General features: G+C 65.8%; 16 protein-coding genes and 5 tRNA genes. 14 read left to right on the top strand and 7 right to left on the bottom strand.

All coding sequences use genetic code 11. The features are described from left to right. Positions 1-2: 2 nt before the first annotated feature. Together ACGLHS_RS25220 and ACGLHS_RS25215 are read right to left on the bottom strand one after the other, a co-directional pair. Positions 3-1,178 carry a UxaA family hydrolase gene (locus tag ACGLHS_RS25220; RefSeq protein WP_093238743.1) on the bottom strand — a complete coding sequence of 392 codons (1,176 nt, stop codon included), beginning with the start codon at positions 1,176-1,178 and terminating at the stop codon, positions 3-5. Positions 1,179-1,229: 51 nt separating this feature from the next. Further along, positions 1,230-1,511: a UxaA family hydrolase gene (locus ACGLHS_RS25215; RefSeq protein WP_093238744.1), complete on the bottom strand. Its 282-nt coding sequence runs from the start codon at positions 1,509-1,511 to the stop codon at positions 1,230-1,232. Positions 1,512-1,637: 126 nt separating this feature from the next. Here ACGLHS_RS25215 and ACGLHS_RS25210 point away from each other — a divergent pair, with 126 nt between their 5' ends. Further along, complete coding sequence (locus ACGLHS_RS25210) at positions 1,638-2,408, top strand: GntR family transcriptional regulator (protein WP_394484209.1); 771 nt, start codon at positions 1,638-1,640, stop codon at positions 2,406-2,408. Positions 2,409-2,423: 15 nt separating this feature from the next. Here ACGLHS_RS25210 and ACGLHS_RS25205 read toward each other — a convergent pair whose 3' ends face one another. Next, positions 2,424-3,356 (bottom strand): LysR family transcriptional regulator, encoded by a 933-nt coding sequence (locus tag ACGLHS_RS25205; protein ID WP_093238746.1) that lies wholly within the window; start codon positions 3,354-3,356, stop codon positions 2,424-2,426. A gap of 83 nt (positions 3,357-3,439) precedes the next feature. Between ACGLHS_RS25205 and ACGLHS_RS25200 the strand changes: the two genes are divergently transcribed. Genes ACGLHS_RS25200 through ACGLHS_RS25190 form a run of 3 tightly spaced genes read left to right on the top strand, consistent with a single transcriptional unit; the run spans position 3,440 to position 8,161 of the window. Continuing rightward, complete coding sequence (locus tag ACGLHS_RS25200; protein WP_394484207.1) at positions 3,440-6,379, top strand: molybdopterin-dependent oxidoreductase; 2,940 nt, start codon at positions 3,440-3,442, stop codon at positions 6,377-6,379. Further along, positions 6,376-7,224, top strand: coding sequence for a 4Fe-4S dicluster domain-containing protein (locus ACGLHS_RS25195; protein WP_394484205.1), 849 nt, complete (start codon positions 6,376-6,378; stop codon positions 7,222-7,224). The genes ACGLHS_RS25200 and ACGLHS_RS25195 overlap by 4 nt, the downstream gene beginning before the upstream one ends. A 4-nt stretch (positions 7,225-7,228) precedes the next feature. Next, positions 7,229-8,161 carry a dimethyl sulfoxide reductase anchor subunit family protein gene (locus ACGLHS_RS25190; RefSeq protein ID WP_394484204.1) on the top strand — a complete coding sequence of 311 codons (933 nt, stop codon included), beginning with the start codon at positions 7,229-7,231 and terminating at the stop codon, positions 8,159-8,161. A 4-nt stretch (positions 8,162-8,165) separates the two neighbouring features. On the opposite strand, the gene ACGLHS_RS25185 is transcribed toward ACGLHS_RS25190, so the two are convergent. From ACGLHS_RS25185 to ACGLHS_RS25175, 3 genes are all read right to left on the bottom strand, one after another. Further along, on the bottom strand, positions 8,166-9,095 hold the full coding sequence (locus ACGLHS_RS25185; RefSeq protein WP_394484202.1) for an SMP-30/gluconolactonase/LRE family protein: 930 nt from the start codon (positions 9,093-9,095) through the stop codon (positions 8,166-8,168). Positions 9,096-9,166: 71 nt separating this feature from the next. Continuing rightward, complete coding sequence (locus ACGLHS_RS25180) at positions 9,167-10,015, bottom strand: hypothetical protein (RefSeq protein WP_394484200.1); 849 nt, start codon at positions 10,013-10,015, stop codon at positions 9,167-9,169. An 82-nt stretch (positions 10,016-10,097) separates the two neighbouring features. Then, positions 10,098-10,397 carry a hypothetical protein gene (locus ACGLHS_RS25175; RefSeq protein WP_394484198.1) on the bottom strand — a complete coding sequence of 100 codons (300 nt, stop codon included), beginning with the start codon at positions 10,395-10,397 and terminating at the stop codon, positions 10,098-10,100. A 130-nt stretch (positions 10,398-10,527) separates the two neighbouring features. Here ACGLHS_RS25175 and ACGLHS_RS25170 point away from each other — a divergent pair, with 130 nt between their 5' ends. The 8 genes from ACGLHS_RS25170 to ACGLHS_RS25135 all read left to right on the top strand — a co-directional run bounded on the left by ACGLHS_RS25170 (position 10,528) and on the right by ACGLHS_RS25135 (position 13,587). Next, positions 10,528-11,184, top strand: coding sequence for a response regulator transcription factor (locus ACGLHS_RS25170; RefSeq protein WP_093238755.1), 657 nt, complete (start codon positions 10,528-10,530; stop codon positions 11,182-11,184). Continuing rightward, positions 11,181-12,587, top strand: coding sequence for a HAMP domain-containing sensor histidine kinase (locus ACGLHS_RS25165; RefSeq protein WP_093238756.1), 1,407 nt, complete (start codon positions 11,181-11,183; stop codon positions 12,585-12,587). The genes ACGLHS_RS25170 and ACGLHS_RS25165 overlap by 4 nt, the downstream gene beginning before the upstream one ends. Positions 12,588-12,682: 95 nt before the next feature. Continuing rightward, the gene (locus tag ACGLHS_RS25160; RefSeq protein WP_394484196.1) at positions 12,683-12,883 is read left to right on the top strand and encodes a hypothetical protein; all 201 of its coding nucleotides are present in this window, start codon (positions 12,683-12,685) and stop codon (positions 12,881-12,883) included. A gap of 167 nt (positions 12,884-13,050) precedes the next feature. Next, positions 13,051-13,127, top strand: a tRNA-Leu gene (locus ACGLHS_RS25155). Between the two features lie 12 nt (positions 13,128-13,139). Next, positions 13,140-13,217 (top strand) — tRNA-Pro (locus ACGLHS_RS25150). Between the two features lie 14 nt (positions 13,218-13,231). Then, positions 13,232-13,307 (top strand) — tRNA-Trp (locus tag ACGLHS_RS25145). Between the two features lie 123 nt (positions 13,308-13,430). Further along, positions 13,431-13,506, top strand: a tRNA-Asp gene (locus ACGLHS_RS25140). A 7-nt stretch (positions 13,507-13,513) separates the two neighbouring features. Beyond that, a tRNA-Cys gene (locus tag ACGLHS_RS25135) sits at positions 13,514-13,587 on the top strand. An 11-nt stretch (positions 13,588-13,598) separates the two neighbouring features. On the opposite strand, the gene ACGLHS_RS25130 is transcribed toward ACGLHS_RS25135, so the two are convergent. Beyond that, on the bottom strand, positions 13,599-15,401 hold the full coding sequence (locus ACGLHS_RS25130) for an Ig-like domain-containing protein (protein ID WP_394484194.1): 1,803 nt from the start codon (positions 15,399-15,401) through the stop codon (positions 13,599-13,601). Positions 15,402-16,075: 674 nt separating this feature from the next. Between ACGLHS_RS25130 and ACGLHS_RS25125 the strand changes: the two genes are divergently transcribed. Next, positions 16,076-18,559: a type VI secretion system Vgr family protein gene (locus ACGLHS_RS25125; RefSeq protein ID WP_394484192.1), complete on the top strand. Its 2,484-nt coding sequence runs from the start codon at positions 16,076-16,078 to the stop codon at positions 18,557-18,559. Between the two features lie 33 nt (positions 18,560-18,592). Continuing rightward, complete coding sequence (locus ACGLHS_RS25120) at positions 18,593-19,027, top strand: DcrB-related protein (RefSeq protein ID WP_394484190.1); 435 nt, start codon at positions 18,593-18,595, stop codon at positions 19,025-19,027. Positions 19,028-19,039 lie beyond the last annotated feature (12 nt).

Raw genomic sequence — 19,039 nt, 5'->3', positions numbered from 1 at the left:
GGTCAGGCCGACTCGTACAGGCGCGTCATCACGAACTCGCGGTGCCCCAGCGCCTCGGCCGCGGTGAGCCGGCCGTTGGCGGTGCGCAGCATGCATTCGAGCAACTGGTCGCCGGCCTGGTCGAGCGTCATCTCGCGCTGCAAGAGGCCCGAGGTGTCGACGTCGACGTGCTCGCTCATCAGCCGCACGGTGCGCGGGTTGGCGCAGATCTTGATGACCGGCAGGATCGGGTTGCCGATCACGTTGCCCTGGCCCGTGGGGAAGAAATGCACCGCGTAGCCCGAGGCGGCGCACAGCGTCACCATCTCGGCCGCGGCGCTGGACGAATCCATGAACCACAGGCCCGGGCCGGTGGGCACCTCGGCCTTGTCGAGCACGCCGTCGACCAGGCACTTCTTGCCGATCTTCTGGATGTTGCCGAGCGCCTTTTCCTCGATGGTCGTGAGGCCGCCCGCAATGTTGCCCTTGGTGGGCTGCGAGTCCGACAGGTCGCTGGTCTTGTGGCGGTTGATCATGTCCTGGTAGCGGTTGAACATGAACATGAAGCGCTCCTTCACGTCGGGCGTGCGGCAGCGGTCGGCCACGATGCGCTCGCCGCCGGTGATCTCGGAGGTCTCGCCGAACACCAGCGTGTTGCCCGTCTCGTAGAGCTTGTCGAAGGCGTTGCCGACGGTGGGGTTGGAGCCGCAGCCCGAGGTGGTGTCGCTCTCGCCGCACTTGGTGGAAACCCACAGTTCGTGGATGCCGCAGGGCTCGCGGCGTTTTTCGCTCGCGTTCTGCACGAACTCGCGTGCCACCTTGCTCGCGCGCAGGATGGTGTCGTGGTCGCCGTGGCCTTCGATGCCGAAGCCGGCCACCGGCTTGCCCGTGGCGGCGATGCCATCGACCACCTTCTGCGTCCAGCTGTCCTCGATGCCGATGACGACGACGGCCGCCACGTTCGGGTTGCAGCCCGCGCCGATCAGCGTGCGGAAGTGCAGCTCCAGGTCGGCACCGAATTGGAGGCGCCCATAGGGATGCGGAATGGCGAGTGCGCCCTTGATGTTGTGGGCCACGGCTTCGGCGGCGGCGTTGGAGAGGTCGTCCAGCGGCAGGACGATGACGTGGTTGCGCACGCCGACGCGGCCGTTTTCGCGGCGGTAGCCGAGGAAGGTGGTGTCTTTGGAAATGATGGACATGCGGTGCTTTCGGATTCGTGGGTGGGGAAAGTTGGCGGAGCGCGCGGGGGCTTACCAGCGCTTGGTCTTGATGTTCTGGACGTGCGCGTGTTCGCCGGCCTTGATCGGCGCGACCACCTTGCCCATGTCGATGCCGTACTTCCACACCGTGTCGCCCGTGGCCATGTCTTTGAGCGCGACCTTGTGGCCGATCGGGATGTCCTGGCGTGCGTCGACGCTGGTCATCCGGTCCTCGTCCATGATCCAGCCGGTGAGCGACATGCCGGCCTTGACGCCTTCCACCACCACGACCGCGACCGTGTCCTTCGCGTCGTGCAGAACGAAATGAATCATCGTTGTCTCCTGTTGTGACTCGCTGAGAATTTGCAGCCGGGCCAGTGTCCGAGTGCGTGTCTCCGGGTGTCAAACAGGTCATATGGATGACTTGAATGAATTGCGATGTGGCCGAACAATCGCGCCATGCCTCGCTCAACCGAACTGTCCGTGTTCGAACCGATCCCCGCCGATGCGGCGGGTGCGCCGCTCTATCGGCTGGTCAAGCGCTCATTGCTGCGCGCGATCGAATCGGGGCGCTGCGCGGCCGGCAGCACGCTGCCGAGCGAGAGCGAATTGGCGGCGGCGCTGGGCGTGTCGATCGGCACGCTGCGCCATGCAACCGACGATCTCGTGGCCGAGCACATCCTCGTGCGGCGCCAGGGGCGCGGCACCTTCGTTGCGGTGCACAACGCGGACCGCTTCATGTTCCAGTTCTTCCATGTCGAGCGCAGCGACGGGCTCCGGCAGGCACCGCAGGTGGAGTTCGTCGCCTTCGAGCGCGTGCGCATGGAGGAAGAGCCGGCGCAGGCGCTGGGCCTGCGCACCGGCGAGCCTGCCATTCAGATCGACAACCGCCTGCTGCTGCAGGGCAGGGCGGTGATCCACGACCGGCTCACGCTGCCGGCGCTGCTGTTCAAGGGCCTGACCGAGAAGCGCTTTCGCGAACGGCCGAGCACCATCTACCACCTCTACCAGACCGAGTTCGGCATCACCGTGACGCTGGCGCGCGAGCGGGCCCGCGCGATGACGGCCGACCGCAGCGTGGTGCGCATCCTCGGCGTGGCGCAGGGAGCCCCGGTGATGGAGGTGAAGCGCACCGCGCTCACCTTCGGCGACAAGCCGGTGGAATACCGCGTGTCGACCATCAACACGGCGCAGTACGAGTACGTGCACCTGTTGTCGCGGCCAGCCTGACCGCGCTGGTGCGAGTCAGCGCACCGCCGGGGCGCGTGGCACGGTCGCGCCGCAGTGCCGAAGGAAGTCGGCAGTCGCGCGGCCCAGCAATTTGTCGCGGTGCATCACGGTCGCGAGCCGTCGCATGCCCGCTGGCAGCCGCGTGCGCAGCTCGACAAGGTGACCGTCTTCCAGCGCCTGCGCCACCGTGTAGCGCGAGAGGCAGGCCAGCCCCGTGCCCGAAGCCACCACGCGCTTGATGGCCTCGGTGCTGCCGAGCTCGAAGCCCACGTGCACCTGCTCCAGGTTCTGGATCAACCATGCATCGGTGACCTGCCGCGTGCCCGAGCCCAGTTCCCTCAGAACCCAGGTGGCCTGCGAGAGCTGGCGGTGCGTGGCGATGCGGTTCGCGAGGGCATGACCCGGCGCGGCGACGATGACCAGCTCGTCTTCGCGCCACGCGCGCACCACAAGGTCGGGGTGCGTCTGCGGCCCCTCGATGAAGCCCACATCCACATCGAAGCCGGCGACCGCCTCGATCACGTCGCGCGTGTTCGCGATATGCAGGTGCACCTGGCTCTGCGGATGCAGCGCGGTCCATTGCGACACGCGCTCGGGCAGCAGGTATTCGCCGATGGTGAAGCTGGCGGCCACCCGCAGCGGCGCCGCGTGCTCGCCGCTGAAGAGCGCCTGCAGGTCGCTGGCCTGGTCGAGCAGCGCCTGTGCCTTGGGCAGCAGTGCGCGGCCGTTCTCGTTGAGCACCAGCCGGCGGCCGATGCGGTCGAACAGCAGGGCGCCGACGGAGGTCTCCAGGTCGGCGAGCGCGCTGCTTGCCGCCGACTGCGAACGCGCGATGCGATCGGCCGCGGCGCGCGTGCTGCCACCGCGCGCGGTGGCCACGAACACTTCGAGCTGGCGCAGGTTCAAGCGCAGCCGCTGGGCGGATTGCTGATCTGTTTTTCCGGTCATCGTGAGCAATATTCTGCGCTTTTTCGTTTGATGGAAGGCCCCTAGCATCGGCACAGCCCCCGCTTGAAAACAAAGGACCGCCAGTGTTCAGTTTCCTGTCCCGCGAGCCCGTGCACGATCCGCTGTCGGCCCCCACGCCCACCGCCGACACCGACGTCAAGACCACCACCTGCTACATGTGCGCCTGCCGCTGCGGCATCCGCGTGCACCTGCGCGAGGGCGAGAAGGGGCCGGAGGTGCGCTACATCGACGGCAACCCGAACCATCCGCTGAACCAGGGGGTGATCTGCGCCAAGGGGTCGTCGGGGATCATGAAGCAGGTGTCGCCCGCGCGCATCACGCAGCCGTTGCTGCGCAAGGCCGGCAGCGAGCGCGGGGCAGGGGAGTTCGAGCCCATCAGCTGGGAGCGGGCCTACGACATGCTGACCGAGCGCCTCGGCAAGATCCGCGCGACCGATCCGAAGAAGTTCGCGCTGTTCACGGGGCGCGACCAGATGCAGGCGCTCACGGGCCTCTTCGCGCGGCAATTCGGCACGCCCAACTACGCGGCGCACGGCGGCTTCTGCTCGGTCAACATGGCCGCGGGAATGATCTACACCATCGGCGGCAGCTTCTGGGAATTCGGCGGGCCCGACCTGGAGCGCGCCAAGCTGTTCGTGATGATCGGCACCGCCGAAGACCACCACAGCAACCCGATGAAGATTGCGATCAGCAAGTTCAAGCGGGCGGGCGGGCGCTTCATTTCGATCAACCCGGTGCGCACGGGCTACTCGGCGATTGCCGACGAATGGATTCCGATCAAGCCCGGCACCGATGGCGCGTTGTTCATGGCGCTGCTGCACGAGCTGATCGCGAGCGAGCTGGTCGACCACGCGTTTCTCAAGCGCTTCACCAATGCGCCGCAGCTGGTGGTGCTGGACGACTGCGAGCGCGAAGGGCTGTTCGCCTTCGACCCCGAGCGCGGGCCGCCGGGCGATGGGCGCAATCCGCACAACAAGCTGGTGTGGGACAAGACCAGCGGCAGCGTGAAGCCCGCGTACCCCGAAGGCATCGAAGATGGCTGCGACCCGGCCCTCGAAGGCCACTACACGCTGGCCGACGGCACGCGTGTTGCGCCATCGTTCGAGTTGCTGCGCGAGCGCGTGGCGAGCTGCACGCCCGAGTGGGCGCAGGCCATCACCGGCATCGATGCCGCGCGCATCCGCAAGCTGGCGCGCGAGATGGGCGAGACGGCGCTCAAGCAGGCGTTCGAGCTGCCGATCCCCTGGACCGATGCCTGGGGAAAGCAGCACCCGACCACGCAGGCGCGGCCCGTGGCCTTCCACGCGATGCGCGGGCTGGCGGCGCACTCCAACGGCTTTCAGACGGTGCGGGCGCTGGCGGTGCTGATGAGCGTACTCGGCACCATCGACGCGCCCGGCGGCTTCCGGCACAAGGCGCCGTACCCGCGCCACATCGTGCCCAACTACCGGGCCTTCAACGACCCCGGAATGATCCAGCCGAACACGCCGCTCAATGCGGCGCCGCTGGGCTTTCCGGCCAGCCCGGAAGAACTGGCGATCAACCCCGACGGCTCGCCGATCCGCATCGACCACGCCTTCTCGTGGGAGCACCCGCTGTCGGCGCACGGGCTCATGCACAACGTGATCACCAATGCGGTGAAGGGCGACCCGTACCGCATCGACACGCTGCTGATCTTCATGGCCAACATGGCGTGGAACTCGAGCATGAACACCATGGGCGTGCGCGAGATGCTCAACCGCAAGGACGAGAAGGGCGAGCACATGATTCCCTTCCTCGTGGTGTGCGATGCCTTCCAGAGCGAGACGGTGGCCTTTGCCGACCTGGTGCTGCCCGACACCACGTACTTGGAGCGGCACGATGTGATGGGCATGCTCGACCGGCCGATCTCGGAGTTCGACGGGCCGGTGGATTCGGTGCGTGTGCCGGTGGTGCCGCCCACGGGCGAGTGCCGGCCGTTCCAGGAGGTACTGATCGAGCTGGCGTCGCGGCTGAAGTTTCCGGCCTTCACCACGCCGGAGGGCGGGCGCAAGTTCACGGGGTATCCGGACTTCGTCGTCAACTTCGAGCCGCAACCGGGCATCGGCTTTCTGATGGGCTGGCGCGGCAAGGACGGCACCGAGCATCTGCGCGGCGCGCCCAACCCGAAGCAGTGGGAGGCGTATGCAGAGAACAACTGCGTGTTCCAGTACCACATGCCCGAGACCATGCACTACATGCGCAACTGGAACCGGGAATACCTGGACTTCGCGAAAGACAAGGGCTGGCGCCAGCGCAACGACCCGGTGCAACTGGCGCTGTACTCCGACACGCTGCAAAGCTTCAGGCTTGCGGCGCAGGGCAAGAGCACGGGCCGGCAGCCGCCCGATGCATTGCGCGAGCGCATCGACACCTACTTCGATCCGCTGCCCTTCTGGTATGCGCCGCTCGAAGAGGCCGCGACCGATCTCGAGGCCTATCCGCTCAACGCGCTGACGCAGCGGCCGATGGCGATGTACCACTCGTGGGATTCGCAGAACGCGTGGCTGCGGCAGATCCACAGCCACAACTACCTGCACGTGAACCCGCTCACCGCGCAGGCCGCCGGCATTGCCGATGGCGGCTGGTGCTGGGTCGAGAGCCGCTGGGGGCAGGTGCGTTGCATGCTGCGCTACAGCGAAGCCGTGGAGCCAGGGACGGTGTGGACATGGAATGCGATCGGCAAGGCCGATGGGGCATGGCAGTTGGCGCCGGGTGCGGACGAGGCGCGCAAGGGTTTCCTGCTGAACCACCTGATCAGCGAAGAGCTGCCGTTCGAAGGCACGGCGAGCGGACGCATCAGCAACTCGGACCCGATCACGGGGCAGGCGGGCTGGTACGACGTGCGCGTGCGGATACGGCCGGCGGAACCCGGCGAGCCTGAAGAGAGTTTTCCGCAGGTTGCGAGCATGCCGAGTGCGCCCGGGGTGCTGGGGAAGGCGGCGAGTGTGTTGACGTACTTTGCGGGGCGGGGCAGGAAATGATGCAGTGGCTGAAAGACCTGATCGCGGCCCCGTCCTCGGTTTCGCTCCCTCCCCCTCTGGGGGAGGGCAGGGGTGGGGGCATCGGCGTTGGAGCTGGAAGCCTCGTCGCATTGAAGGCTGTCGTGCCCCCACCCCAACCCTCCCCCAGAGGGGGAGGGAGCAATGCGACGAAGCGCGCCGAGCAGGGCGAGACGCTGGCCAAGCAACTCGCCCTCGTCATCGACCTCAACGTCTGCGTCGGCTGCCACGCCTGCGTCACGTCCTGCAAGCAATGGAACACCTCCGGCAGCGCCGGCCCGCTGGCCGACGAGCGGCCCTATGCGGCCAACCCCACCGGTACCTTCTTCAACCGCGTGCAGACCTACGAGGCCGGTGCCTTCCCGGTCACCGAGACCATCCACTTCCCCAAGAGCTGCCTGCACTGCGAAGACCCGCCATGCGTGCCCGTGTGCCCCACGGGCGCGAGCTACAAGCGCAAGGAAGACGGCATCGTGCTGGTCGACTACGACAAGTGCATCGGCTGCAAGTACTGCGCATGGGCCTGCCCCTACGGCGCGCGCGAACTCGACGAAGAGCGCCAGGTCATGACCAAGTGCACGCTGTGCGTCGACCGCATCTACGACGAGCAGTTGCCCAAGGAAGACCGCAAGCCCGCCTGCGTCAAGGCCTGTCCGACCGGCGCGCGGATCTTCGGCGACGTGAAGGACCCGGACTCCGAGGTGTCGAAGGCGATCCGCGAGCGCGGCGGCTACCAGTTGATGCCGGAGTGGGAAACGAACCCCGCCAACCAGTACCTGCCGCGCCACATTACGTCGGCCACACCGTCCACCGACGCGCGGGAGTAGCCGCATGCATCCCGCGTTCTCGATCCTTTTCTTCACCACGCTCGCCGGTGCGGCGCAGGGGCTGGTGTTCACGCTCGCGCTGGCGGTGCTGCTCGGCCTCGGGCTCGCGCCCGGGTTCCTGACGATGGCGCTGGGTGTGGCCGAGGTGCTGCTCGTGGCCGGCCTGGCCGCGTCGTTCATGCACCTGGGCCGCAAGACACGCGCATGGCGCGCGGTGCTGATGTGGCGCACCTCGTGGATGTCGCGCGAGGTGATCGTGCTGCCGGGTTTCATCGCGCTGGTGGCGTTGTGGTGGCTGTCGCTGCGGCTCGGTGCAGATGCGCCGTGGTCGTGGCTGCTGCCCGTGCTGGTGCTGTGCGGCGCCGTCGCGCTCTGGTACTGCACGGCAATGATCTACGCCTGCCTGCGCTTCATCGAGGAATGGGCGCATCCGCTGACCGTCGTCAACTTCACGCTGATCGGGTTGTCGTCGGGGCTGGTGCTGGCGTGCGCGATGGCGGCGCTGGCCGGAGAGCTGCGCGTCGTGCAGGTCTTCGGCCCGTGCGCGCTGGTCGCCACGCTGGCGGCGTGGGCTGCGCGAGGGCAGGCGCTGCGGCGCAATGCGGGCATCCGCCACAAGTCGAACCTGCAGTCGGCCACGGGCATCCGCACCGAAAAGCTGGTGCAGAAATCGATGGGCATGTCGGCCGGGTCGTTCAACACGCGCGAGTTCTTTCATGGCGCGTCGATGGCCGTGCTCAAGAACATGAAGCTCGGCTTTCTGCTGCTGGCCTTCGCGCTGCCGGCGGTGTTGTTGGTGTGGGGTCTGGCGAGTGGCGCGGTGTGGCCATGGCTGCTCGCGGTGCTGGTGCAGGCACCGGGCCTGCTGGCCGAGCGCTGGTTCTTCTTCGCGCAGGCAAAGCACCCGCAGAACCTGTACTACCAGGTGGTGTCGTAGCCCCCTAGGCCTCGAAGTTCAGCGCAAGGCCGGGCGTGGGCCAGTCGTCGATGGCGATCAGCCTTCCGCTGCCGGACAGCGTGACGAAGGCCGTGCGCCGGTCGCGTCCGCCGAAGCAGATGTTGGTGGTGTAGCGGTCGGGCAGCGGCACATGCTCGACGGTGCCGCCGTCGGGCGCAACGATGCTGATGCCGCCATGCAGCAGCGTGGCCACACAGAGGTTGCCCAGCGCATCGACCGCCATCGAATCGAAGCGCTGGTAGTGCCCGCCCGGCGAGGCGCACAGCATGCGCCCGCCGTGGGGCGAGGGCCAGCCGTCCTTGCGTACGCGGCCCGGGGCGGTGATGTCGAAGGCCCAGACGCGCGCGCCCTCGGTCTCGGCGTAGTAGAGCGTGTTGCCATCGGGCGAGAGCGCGATGCCGTTGGGCGTCATCACGGGCCGCGCGATCACGTGGGCGGCACTGCCGTCGGCGTGGCCGTAGAACAGGCCGCCACGGTCCATGTCGCGCTCGCGCACCTTGCCCAGATCAGTGAAGTAGAAGCCGCCTTGCGCGTCGAACACGATGTCGTTGGGGCCGCAGAGCGCGCCGCCCTCGACCGCTTCGTACAGGCGCTCCGCGCGGCCGGTGTTCAGGTCGACGCGCTCGATGCGCCCGCCCGAATAGTCGGCGGCCTGGCCCGTGGGCCGCAGGCAGCCATCGGCCTCGGTGTGCCAGCTGAAGCCGCCGTTGTTGCAGACGTAGACCGCGCCGTCGGGCCCGACGGCGGCGCCGTTCGGGCCGCCGCCCAGGTCGGCGACGACCTGCACCAGCCCATCGGCGCGCACGCGCGTGAGCGTGCCTCGTGCGATCTCGACCAGCAGCACCGAGCCATCGTCCATGGCAATCGGCCCTTCGGGAAACTGCAGGCCGGTGGCGAGTTCGCGGATGCGCATGGGGAGACCTCGGTGGTGCGTCGTCGGGACGCCAGTTTGCTACGTCTTGCCGGAAACTCCGAACGAAAACGCTAAGCCGAAGCGCTCCGGGCAGCGGGCTCCCGGATGGCCGCCCGCGCAAGCCGCCACGCCAGGAACAGGAAAGCCAGCGGCAGCACGATGGTCTGCAGCACGAACAGCGCGATCAGCTTCACGATGCGCTCGGCCCAGTCGGAGGCCGATTTCAGGATCTGGTCGTAGGTCGCTTTCAGGTTGGGGAGCTTGGGCAGCCAGCGTTCGATGCGGTCCTTCCAGCCTTCCTGGGCCGTGGGGGCTTCCTGCGTGGCGTCGACCACGGCGGTCGGCGATTTTTCGATGCCCGACAAGGCGGCCTGGTATTCGTTCGCCATGAACACGCGGTAGATGCCTTCGTTGGCCACCGCGCACAGCGGTACCGCGAAGCGCACGAGCAGCAGCCCGATCAACGCCGACTGCAGCCAGCGCGGCGAGCGGTCGCGCCGCCAGCGCACCACGATCCAGGCGAGCACAACGGCACTGACCAGCACCGACATCCACTGGTGCGCGCCGATGTTCAGCAGCACCAGCTGGATGCCGAACGACACGCTGGCCGCCAGCATGATGGCCGCGAACTGCTCGATCAGCTCGTTCAGCGGTTTCAGCGCCTGCCCCGGTGCAAAGCTTACGCCCACCCCGCCCGGCGTGGCATCGACCTGCGTGCCTTGCGCCACCGAGACCACGGCACCGAGCGCGCGGGCCGCGGCAAAGGTGGTCAGCGCGCGTTTCAGGCCGTCGTTGACCTGCGTGCGCGCGGGTGCGTCGACCGGTGCGATCCAGCAGCCGATCAGCACGAGGGCCGCGATGAGCAACAGGTAGGCGCGCTGCAGCGCCGGGTTCTTCTGGAGAGGCATGGGTTCTTGCATGAACGCCATTCTGTGGCCTCATAGCAGCCGTTCGTCATTTGCCCGCAACGGGGCGGGGGACACACGGGACACACGCGGCGGGCTACTTCAGCAAGGCGCGCAGCAGGCCCGACCGTTTCAGGCGCAGGATCAGGTTGCAGCGGCTGAGCCGGCAGCGCATCTGAAGCAGGAACGGCTTGGCGTGTGCGTCGCTGTCGAGGCCGCGCCTGGCGGCCGCATCCTGCTCCTGCACCACGGGAATGATCTGCGACACCGCGTCGTTGCCGCGCGGATCGGCGGCCGCGGACGGCGCTTTGCCGTCGCCGCAGGCCGAGAGCGCCATGACGACCAGAATCGCTGCAAGAAGCGAGCGACGCTTCGAGATTCTGAAGACGGGGACCACGCAAAAACTCCGTTGAATCCGGGCGGCCGACCGATGCCCCCGTGGCTGCCCGGTAGGTCGGGGGGAACCGCATTGTTCGGCATCGAACCTTTGGGAATGCTTAAGGTTCGTGCATGGACAATCCGGCCCCATGCACCTCCTGCTCATCGAAGACGACCTGGACCTGGGTCGGGCCCTCTCGCAAGCGCTCAAGGCCGAGGGCTTCAGCATCGAATGGCTGCGCCGCATCGCGGACGCCCCACGGTCCTTCGAGGGCGACGCCTGCGGCTGCGTGCTGCTCGACGTCAGCCTGCCCGACGGGTCGGGCCTGCAACTGCTGTCGCGCTGGCGGCGCCAGGGCGTGACGGTGCCGATCGTCGTCATCACCGCACGCTCGGCGCTCGAAGACCGGCTGGCCGGGCTGGATGGCGGCGCCGACGACTACGTGGTCAAGCCCTTTGCCACGCCCGAGTTGGTGGCGCGCATCCATGCCGTGCGCCGGCGCTACGCGCACCAGGCCAGCGACGTGTGGACCTTCGGCGAGCTGGAGATCGAACCGCGCAGCCATGTGGCGCGGTTGGCGGGCGTGGCGCTGGACCTGTCGCCGCGCGAGTTCCAACTGGTGCTGGAGCTGGCACGCGAACCAGGGGCGGTGATTCCGAAGGGCACGCTGTCGCAGCGGCTCGACCCGCTGGGCGAGCCGGTCGACTTCGGCGCGATCGAAGTGCATGTGTCGAACCTGCGCCGCAAGATCGGCGCCGAGCGCATCAAGACCGTGCGCGGCGTCGGCTACATGCTTGCAACATGAAGTGGCTGTTTCAGCGCAGTCTGGTGCGGCGCGTGGCGCTGTCACTGCTGCTTGCCTTCACGCTCGCGTGGGCCGCGCTCGTGGCCTACATGTACCTGGATTTCCGCAGGACCATGGACACGGATTCCGGCGTGGTGCGCGCGGGCCGCGAACTCAACAGCGCGCTGACCAAGGTCAAGCGCGACGAGGTCGCCGTGGCGGTCATGGACACCATGTCGAACATGATCAACGAGCTGCGCCGGGGGGAGGGCAACCTGCCGGGGCGCGTGGTCTTCCTGCTGAAGGACACCGAGGGAAAGCTGATCTACGTATCGCCCGAGATCGCCGGGCTGGCTGTGCGGGGCGATCCCGAGAAGATGGTCGACGTGAAGCTGGGCAACCAGCGTTACTGGCTGTACGAGGGCCGCAATGCGCGCTGGCAGGTGTGGGTGGGCGAGCCGCACTCGGGCATTCCGTGGCTGCTCGGTTTCATCGGCAGCTCGCTGGTCGTGCCCTTCCTGATTGCGTTTCCGTTCGTGCTGGGGCCGGTGTGGATCGCCGCGGCGCAAGGCATCAAGCCATTGAGGGCGCTCGGTGAGCGCATTCAGTCGCGCAGTGCGGAAGACCTGTCGCCACTGGGTTTCAATCCGAAGTACGCCGAGCTGAAGCCGCTCGTGAAGGCGCTCGAAGACTTGCTGGCGCAACTGAGAGGCAAGGTCGATCGCGAGAGATCGTTCGTGAACGACGCGGCGCACGAGCTGCGAACGCCACTGGCGGTGATCGGCGCGCAGGCCCATGTGCTGTCGCGCTCCACCGATCCGGCGGAGCGCCAGGAAGCGGCGCAGCACCTGGAGCACGCCATTGCGCGCGGCTCGCATCTCATCCAGCAATTGCTCGAACTGGCGACCATGGACGGGTCGGCGCGCCCCGAAGTGCAGCGCGTCGATGTCGCGGAACTCACGCGGCGGCACCTGGCGCAGGCCGCGAAGGATGCGGCCAGCCGGCAGCTGGAGCTGATCCTCGAATCGCCCGACAGCGTTGGGTTCAGCCTGCCGGTGCCGCTGTACGAGTCGGTGTTGCGCAACCTGCTCGACAACGCGGTGAAGTACGTCGACGAGGGCGGGCACGTGGTGGTCACGCTGGGGCTGGCGGGCGGTGTGCTCACGCTGTCGGTGGTAGACAGCGGGCCGGGCATTCCACAGGAAGAGCACGCGCTGGTGTTCGACCGCTTTCACCGCGTGTCGGGCACGTCCGCGCAGGGCACGGGCCTCGGTCTTTCGATTGCGCGGCAGGCCTGCCAGCGCATGGGCGGCACGATCGAGCTGACGCAGAACCCGACCGGGCGCGGGTGCGCCTTCACGGTCAGCATACGAAGCCAGCTCACGCTCGATTCGTTGCGCCGGGGCAGTGCCGAAAAAATTTGAAGTGCCCTGTTGACGGCGGCGTAAAGACTATTTACAGTCCGACCTCATCGCGGTTTCGGCCGCAGAACATTTCGACCCAGACAACAGGAACCATCGTGGCAGCAACAGGCATTCGCATCGACAGCATTCGACCCGCACCGGGCCGGGCGCTCGTGCGCGTCGTGCTGCGCAATGGCCTGGGCATGCTGGCGTCGCAGCAGCTCGATCAGTGCCCGAACCCCATGCAAGCCCTGCAGGCCAAGCCGTGGGATTGCGTCGATCAGGATCAGGTGTTACCGGGTGGAGGAAGCGCATAGGCGCACACCTCCCAAGCGCTCTCAAGCAGAGGCCCGGACACCGAAAGGTTCCGGGCCTTTTTTGTTTTTCGACCTTCGTTCAACACAACACGCAGTGATCGCGCTGCATGACGCCGAGGCACCGCCCGGCAGACGTTCTTTAAAAAAATCGCGCCTCGCATCCATCAGCCCCGGTGACGGAACCGGCATACGTGTCCGCCTTAGAAGCGGAATTCTGGGAGTTCGAATCTCCCCTGGGGCACCAATCAAATTTTCTCTGGGTGTAGTGTCAATCTGGTAGACGGCCTGCCTTGGAAGCAGGAGGCTGCAGGTTCAAATCCTGCCACTCAGACCATTCTTTTCATTCACGCGTGTGTAGCTCAATTGGCAGAGCACTGGACTCCAAACCCAGCGGTTGAAGGTTCGACTCCTTCCGTGCGCGCCATCTTCTTTTTCTTTCATTTTTTGATGGCCCTTCGCCTAGTGGTCCAAGGCACCGGGTTTTGATCCCGGTATCCAAGGTTCGAATCCTTGAGGGCCTGCCATCTTTTCTTTGTTCTGTCTTTTTGTTCCGCTAACTCAGTGGCCAGAGTGCCTCCCTGTCCAGGAGGAAGCCAGGGGTTCGACTCCCCTGCGGAACGCCATCTCTTCGGCGCGGTAGCAAAGCGGCAGTGCAGCGGATTGCAAATCCGTCCAGACCGGTTCGACTCCGGTCCGCGCCTCCACGCACGCGGCGTCAGGAGCCGCTGCGGTCGCGCGGAGCACCCGCAGTGCGAACCTTGGGCGTTGCCGACGGCGATGCCGTCGGGTGAAGCAGGTTCTCTACCGCCTCGTTGTTCTCGCCGCCTCGAAGCGCCAGTGCCCGGTAGGGCGTGATCGTCGCGTTCACCTGCATGTTGGCCGAGACGCTCGCGATGTTGCCGGCCGAGTCGGTGGCCCGTGCTTCGATGCTGGCGTAGCCCGCTGCACTGGGTGTCCAGTTGCAGGTGTAGGGCGCGGCCTTCACGGTGCACAGCGTCTTGCCGTCGACGATGAACTGCAACTCGGCAACGCCAGCGTCGGCCTGCACCGCAGCGGACAGCGTTGTCGCCGTCTTCACCCCGGTGGCGGCCGGCACGGCCGCCGACACCACGGGCGGCGTGGTCTGCGCTGGCGGATTGACCATCACGTTCGCAGTCGCCATCGCCGAATTGCCGGCAGCGTCGACACCGATCACACGGATCGTCTGCATGCCTGGCGCCAGCGGTGTCCATATGCAGGTGTAGGGCGGCGTGTCGAAGGTGCAGATCGGAATGCCGTCCGTGCCCGCGACCTTCACGCCCCACACGCCGACGTTGTCGACCACCGCGGGCGCGATGGTCACCGGCTGGCCCACCGTGGCCATGGCTGGTGCCGACAGCGACACCGTCGGTGGCGTCGTGTCGACCGCGCCCAGCGCCACATCGATCGTGAAAGTCGACTGGCCCTTCACGGCCTTCTGCTCGAAGGCATCGAAGATCGTGAACCAGCTTGCCATCGGCGCCCGGCCCGGTGTCGAGGCCTTGACCAGCAGCGTCGACTTGGCGCTGTTGAAGCAGGTGAAGCCGCAATCCCAATCGAAGGCGAAGTGGCCCGCCGCATCCGCCGTGCCCTGCACCAGCAGGCTCATCGGCTGCTGCGATGACGCGCCCGTGTGCCGCCACACCGACACCTGTGCGCCGGGCAGCGCTGCGCCCGTGTCGCGGTCGGTGATGCGCACCTGCGTGGCCGTGGTGCCCGCCATGTACTTCGACGTGCCGAACTTCGGCCAGTCGCTCCAGTCGGTGTTGATGTTGGCCTTGGTGCCCGCCGTGAAGCGGATCATGTTCAGCGTGATGACGCGGTTGGTGGCCGGATCGCGCCGCTGCTCGAACACCGTGCCGAGCAGCGGGTCGAGCCGCCAGTTCTGGCGCGTCCACCAGTAGCGGTCGGTGTCGCTCATCAGGGCCAGGTCGGCCTGCGGCGCGGTGCCGGTGGTGTCTTTCACCATCGCGGCGTTGTAGTACTCGCCCGCGCCGGCGCCGAACACGTGTTCGAGCTCGTGCAGCAGCGTCTTGAGCTGGCGGCCCAGATAGTCTTTTTCAGTGGATTCGGGCGCGGCCGCGGTGATGGCACGCGACAGGCGCAGCGGATCGTGGATCGCGATCCAGTTCAGGTTCCAGGTCACGCCTTTCTGCGGAAAGGTCCAGCTCGCGGCCAGTCCGCCGTGGCTGTAGCCCTTCGTCGACTTCGAGATGCACACAGCGATTTCGCCATCGACCAGCCCACTGTGGCTGCACGGCGGGGCTGACGCGGGTGCGATGAGCTGCAGGTCGCTCGCCGGGTTGAACACGAAGCTGCGCACGGTCTCGCGCGTGAACACCGTGTTGACGTCGGCCACGTACTGCGCAAGGCGCCGGCCTGCTTCCGCGGGGCCAATTTCATCGGCCAACGCCGGGTCGACGTAGAACTTCAGGCGATGCACGCTGTGTGGTGCATTGCCGACACTGTTCAGCTCGGCCTGGGCCGTACCGGGTGCCATCAGCACTCCGAAAAACAGCGCCACGACAGAGGGAAGAACACGAGAAAGGAGCGAGGAGGTTGCGCCCATCTGTTCGTGCGTTTGTGTATCAAAAATGTAAGATTTTTGTGATTTTAACACAAAATAGCTTCATTTTTTACACATCTGAAACAAACGGGGTTCCACCGCAAGAAGGCGGACAAGGTCACAAGCCCGTCACGAGCGGGTAGAAAAATCCGCCGCCTTTCCTGGGGTCTCGGTGCCGGCCGGCTCGCTCCGCGTGCCGACAAGACCAGTGATGCCTCTACAGAAACGTTTTTCGCAATTTGAATTGCGTGTAATTATTTTGTTTGAGAAATTGAAAGTCGGGATTTAAAACTTATTGCTTTATTCCCTCGATGCCTGAAAAGGCTGGCAACAAAATTTCGTGAGAAATAGCGAGTCGCTGGGCAAAGTTTGTTAAAAACGAAAGCGCTTTGTCACGTACAGACTGCAATATGGCTGTTCGTTCGATTTGCAAGTGTTGATTGCTGGACCGCTGTAAGGCAAAAGCCTTGCATTGAAAAATAACAGCCCTGACTCCTGTGTCACCAGAAGCTGGGCATTGATGGCGGTCTGTCTATTTCGGGGTTGCCGTCCCGCAAAGGGAGGCAGCGGGTGCAATGGTGTCCTGAGGGGCAGGGAGCTTCCAAAGAATGAATCGCAGCTTCATAGCCCACAGTTCTCTGGGCGAGCGGCTCAAGTTCCGGTCGATGACGGGACAGGAGCGCATCTCGACGCTCTTCGAGTCGCGGGTGCGGCTCGTGAGCGACATGTCCAGCATCTCGGCCAAGCGCATGCTGGGCGAGGACATGACCGTCGAGGTGAACCTCGCCACCGAACTGGGCGGCGCGGGCACGCGCTTTTTCAGCGGGCAGGTTACGCGCTTTGCCTATGTCGGCAAGGACGACGGCGACATGTGCGTCTACGAAGCCGTGCTGCGGCCCTGGCTCTGGTACGCCACCCGGCGATCCGACTTCAAGATCTTCCAGTTCAAGACGGTGCCCGAGATCCTGCAGGAGGTGCTGGCGCCCTACGGCTTTGCCATCGACGCCAAGCTCAGCGGCAGCTACCGCTCCTGGGATTACTGCGTGCAGTACTCCGAGACCGACTTCAGCTTCGTCAGCCGGCTGATGGAGCTCGAAGGCATCTACTACTACTTCGCCCACAGCAAGGGCAGCCATCAACTGGTGCTGTGCGATGGCCCCGAATCGCACGCGAGCTTGCCGAGCGGACCAGTCAAGGTGCCCTACCACGCGGGCGTGCTCGCGGCCCAGATCCTCGAGCAGGACTTCATCGACACCTGGAGCCACAGCGAAGACATCGCGTCGGGCCACTTTGCGGCCGACGACTACGACTTCAAGAAGCCCAATGCAGAGATCGACACCCTGCGTCGCCAGCCTGCCGGCCACAGCCGCGACAGCTACGAGCTGTACGACTGGCCGGGCGGCTACACCGAACTGGGCGACGGCGAAAACTACGCGCGCCTGCGGCTCGAGCAACAGGTCGGGCGGCGCGAACTCATCGAGGCCGAAGGCAACCTGCGCCACATCGCGCCCGGCTACCTGTTCGACCTGGCCAGGCATCCGAACGACGAGGAGAACGGGCGCTACCTGATCGAGGCCGCGACCTACGACTTTCAGGAAAACGCCTTGCGCGTGGACGGCGCCGCCGGCGCGGCCTACAGCGAATCCACCAGCGGCACGAGCTACCGGCAGGCCTTCGAGGTGTTGCCCGACAACGCGCCGTACCGCACCGCCCGCGTCACGCCCAAGCCGCGCACCACCGGCCCGCAGACGGCCGTGGTGGTCGGCCCCGCGGGCGAGGAGATCTATACCGACGAATACGGCCGCATCAAGGTGCAGTTCCACTGGGACCGCTACGGCAAGATGGACGAGAACTCCTCCTGCTGGATTCGCGTGTCGCAGACTTGGGCCGGCAGCAACTACGGCGCGATGAACATCCCGCGTATCGGCCAGGAAGTGATCGTCGATTTTCTGAACGGCGACCCCGACTACCCGATCGTTACTGGCCGTGTCTACAACGCCGCGCAGATGCCGCCGTGGGAACTGCCCCGGCACAAGACCCAGTCGGGCATCCAGACGCACTGGAGCAAGGGCGGCGGTGGCAAGCACATGCTGCGCTTCGAAGACAGCAAAGGCACCGAGCACATCGAACTGTCGACAGACTACGGCAACACCCATCTGCACATGGGGTACCTGATGAACCAGGGCTCCGAGGTGCAGCGCAGCTATGGCTTTGAATTGCGCACGAACGAGTGGGGCTCGATCCGGGCGGACAAGGGGTTGCTGCTGACGACGTACACGCAGGATTTCGCGCAGAAGGTTTCGCGCGACAGCCCCGATGGCCACGAGCAGATGGGTGCGACGCTGGCGCAGAGCAATGCGCTGATGCAGGAATCGGGGCAGGCCGTTGCCGCGACCAAGTCATTGGTCAGCGCGCTGGCCCAAGGCAAGAACCAGCAGCTCATGGGATTGGTACAGGCCGTGCAATCGGCAGGGGGCACGTCCCAGTCCGTTGCGGCGCTCGCCGGTGGCGGATCGCCGGAAGCGGGTGTCTCCAGCAACGCCGACCCTTCGATGTCCGATGCCCGGCAGATGCTGGACCTGTCCCGCAAGATCGACAAGCCCGTCGTCTCGATCGTCAGCCCCGAAGGGCAGACCATGATCAGCCCCAAGCCGATCGTCGTCAGTTCGGGGCAAAGCGTTTCGGTGCGTTCGCAGTCGGCCATGACCCTGACCACCGGCGCGCAGCTGACGCAGCTCATCAAGACCGGCATGCTGACGCAGGTGAGCACCGGCGGGCAGATCAACGTGGTGTCGGGCGGGGACATCGTTTCGCACGCGAGCGACGGTGCGATGAATCTGCTGTCGAAGAACGACGCCACGGTCGCGTCGACCAGCGCGAACACCAATGTCTTCGCGAAGAAATCCGTCGTCATCAATGCGGCGGACCAGGATGTCTTTGTGCTTGGCAAGACGAGCATCTCGCTCATCTGCGGGCAGTCTTCCATCGTGCTGCTTGCCGATGGAACCATCCAGATCAAGGGAAAGATCGGTGTGCTCGATTTCGGCGAGGTGCTCGATCAAAAGGGCGGCAAGATTTTGTTGAACTGCTAGTGCTCTCTCGACAGCGCGCAACTGATTCTGAAGATGAAATATCACATCAACGAAGGCTCGATCCAGCTCCCGCATGCATTCGACGATCGCACGATGCAGGTGCTGATTCCCGAAGGCAGCGGTGTCGGGTTCAACCTGGTGATCACCCGTGATCCGCTGGAGCCGGGAGAGACGCCGAGCGGTTATCTGAACAGGCAGATGGACGACCTGCGCCGCCAGGTCACCAAGTACCAGGAAACCCTGCGCGAACCCGTTCACCTGGGAAGCAAAAGCCAGGGCATCGAAGGGGTGTGCCTGGAGGTTCACTACAAGCAGCAAGGCAAGTTCCTGTATCACCGGCAGGGCGTATTTGCCCTGCCGAACCACAAGCAGATGCTGACGCTGACCGCGAGCAGCGCAGCGATGTTCACGGAGGCCCAGCGCCACGCCTGGAGCGCGATCGTGGCAAGCTTCGAGTTGCGCGGTTAAGCAGGTCGGTCG

The organism is Variovorax sp. VaC1 (assembly GCF_043658315.1).
Lineage (GTDB): Bacteria > Pseudomonadota > Gammaproteobacteria > Burkholderiales > Burkholderiaceae_C > Variovorax.
Note: the sequence above shows the minus strand (reverse complement) of the source record. Positions and strands in the feature narration are given on the sequence as shown.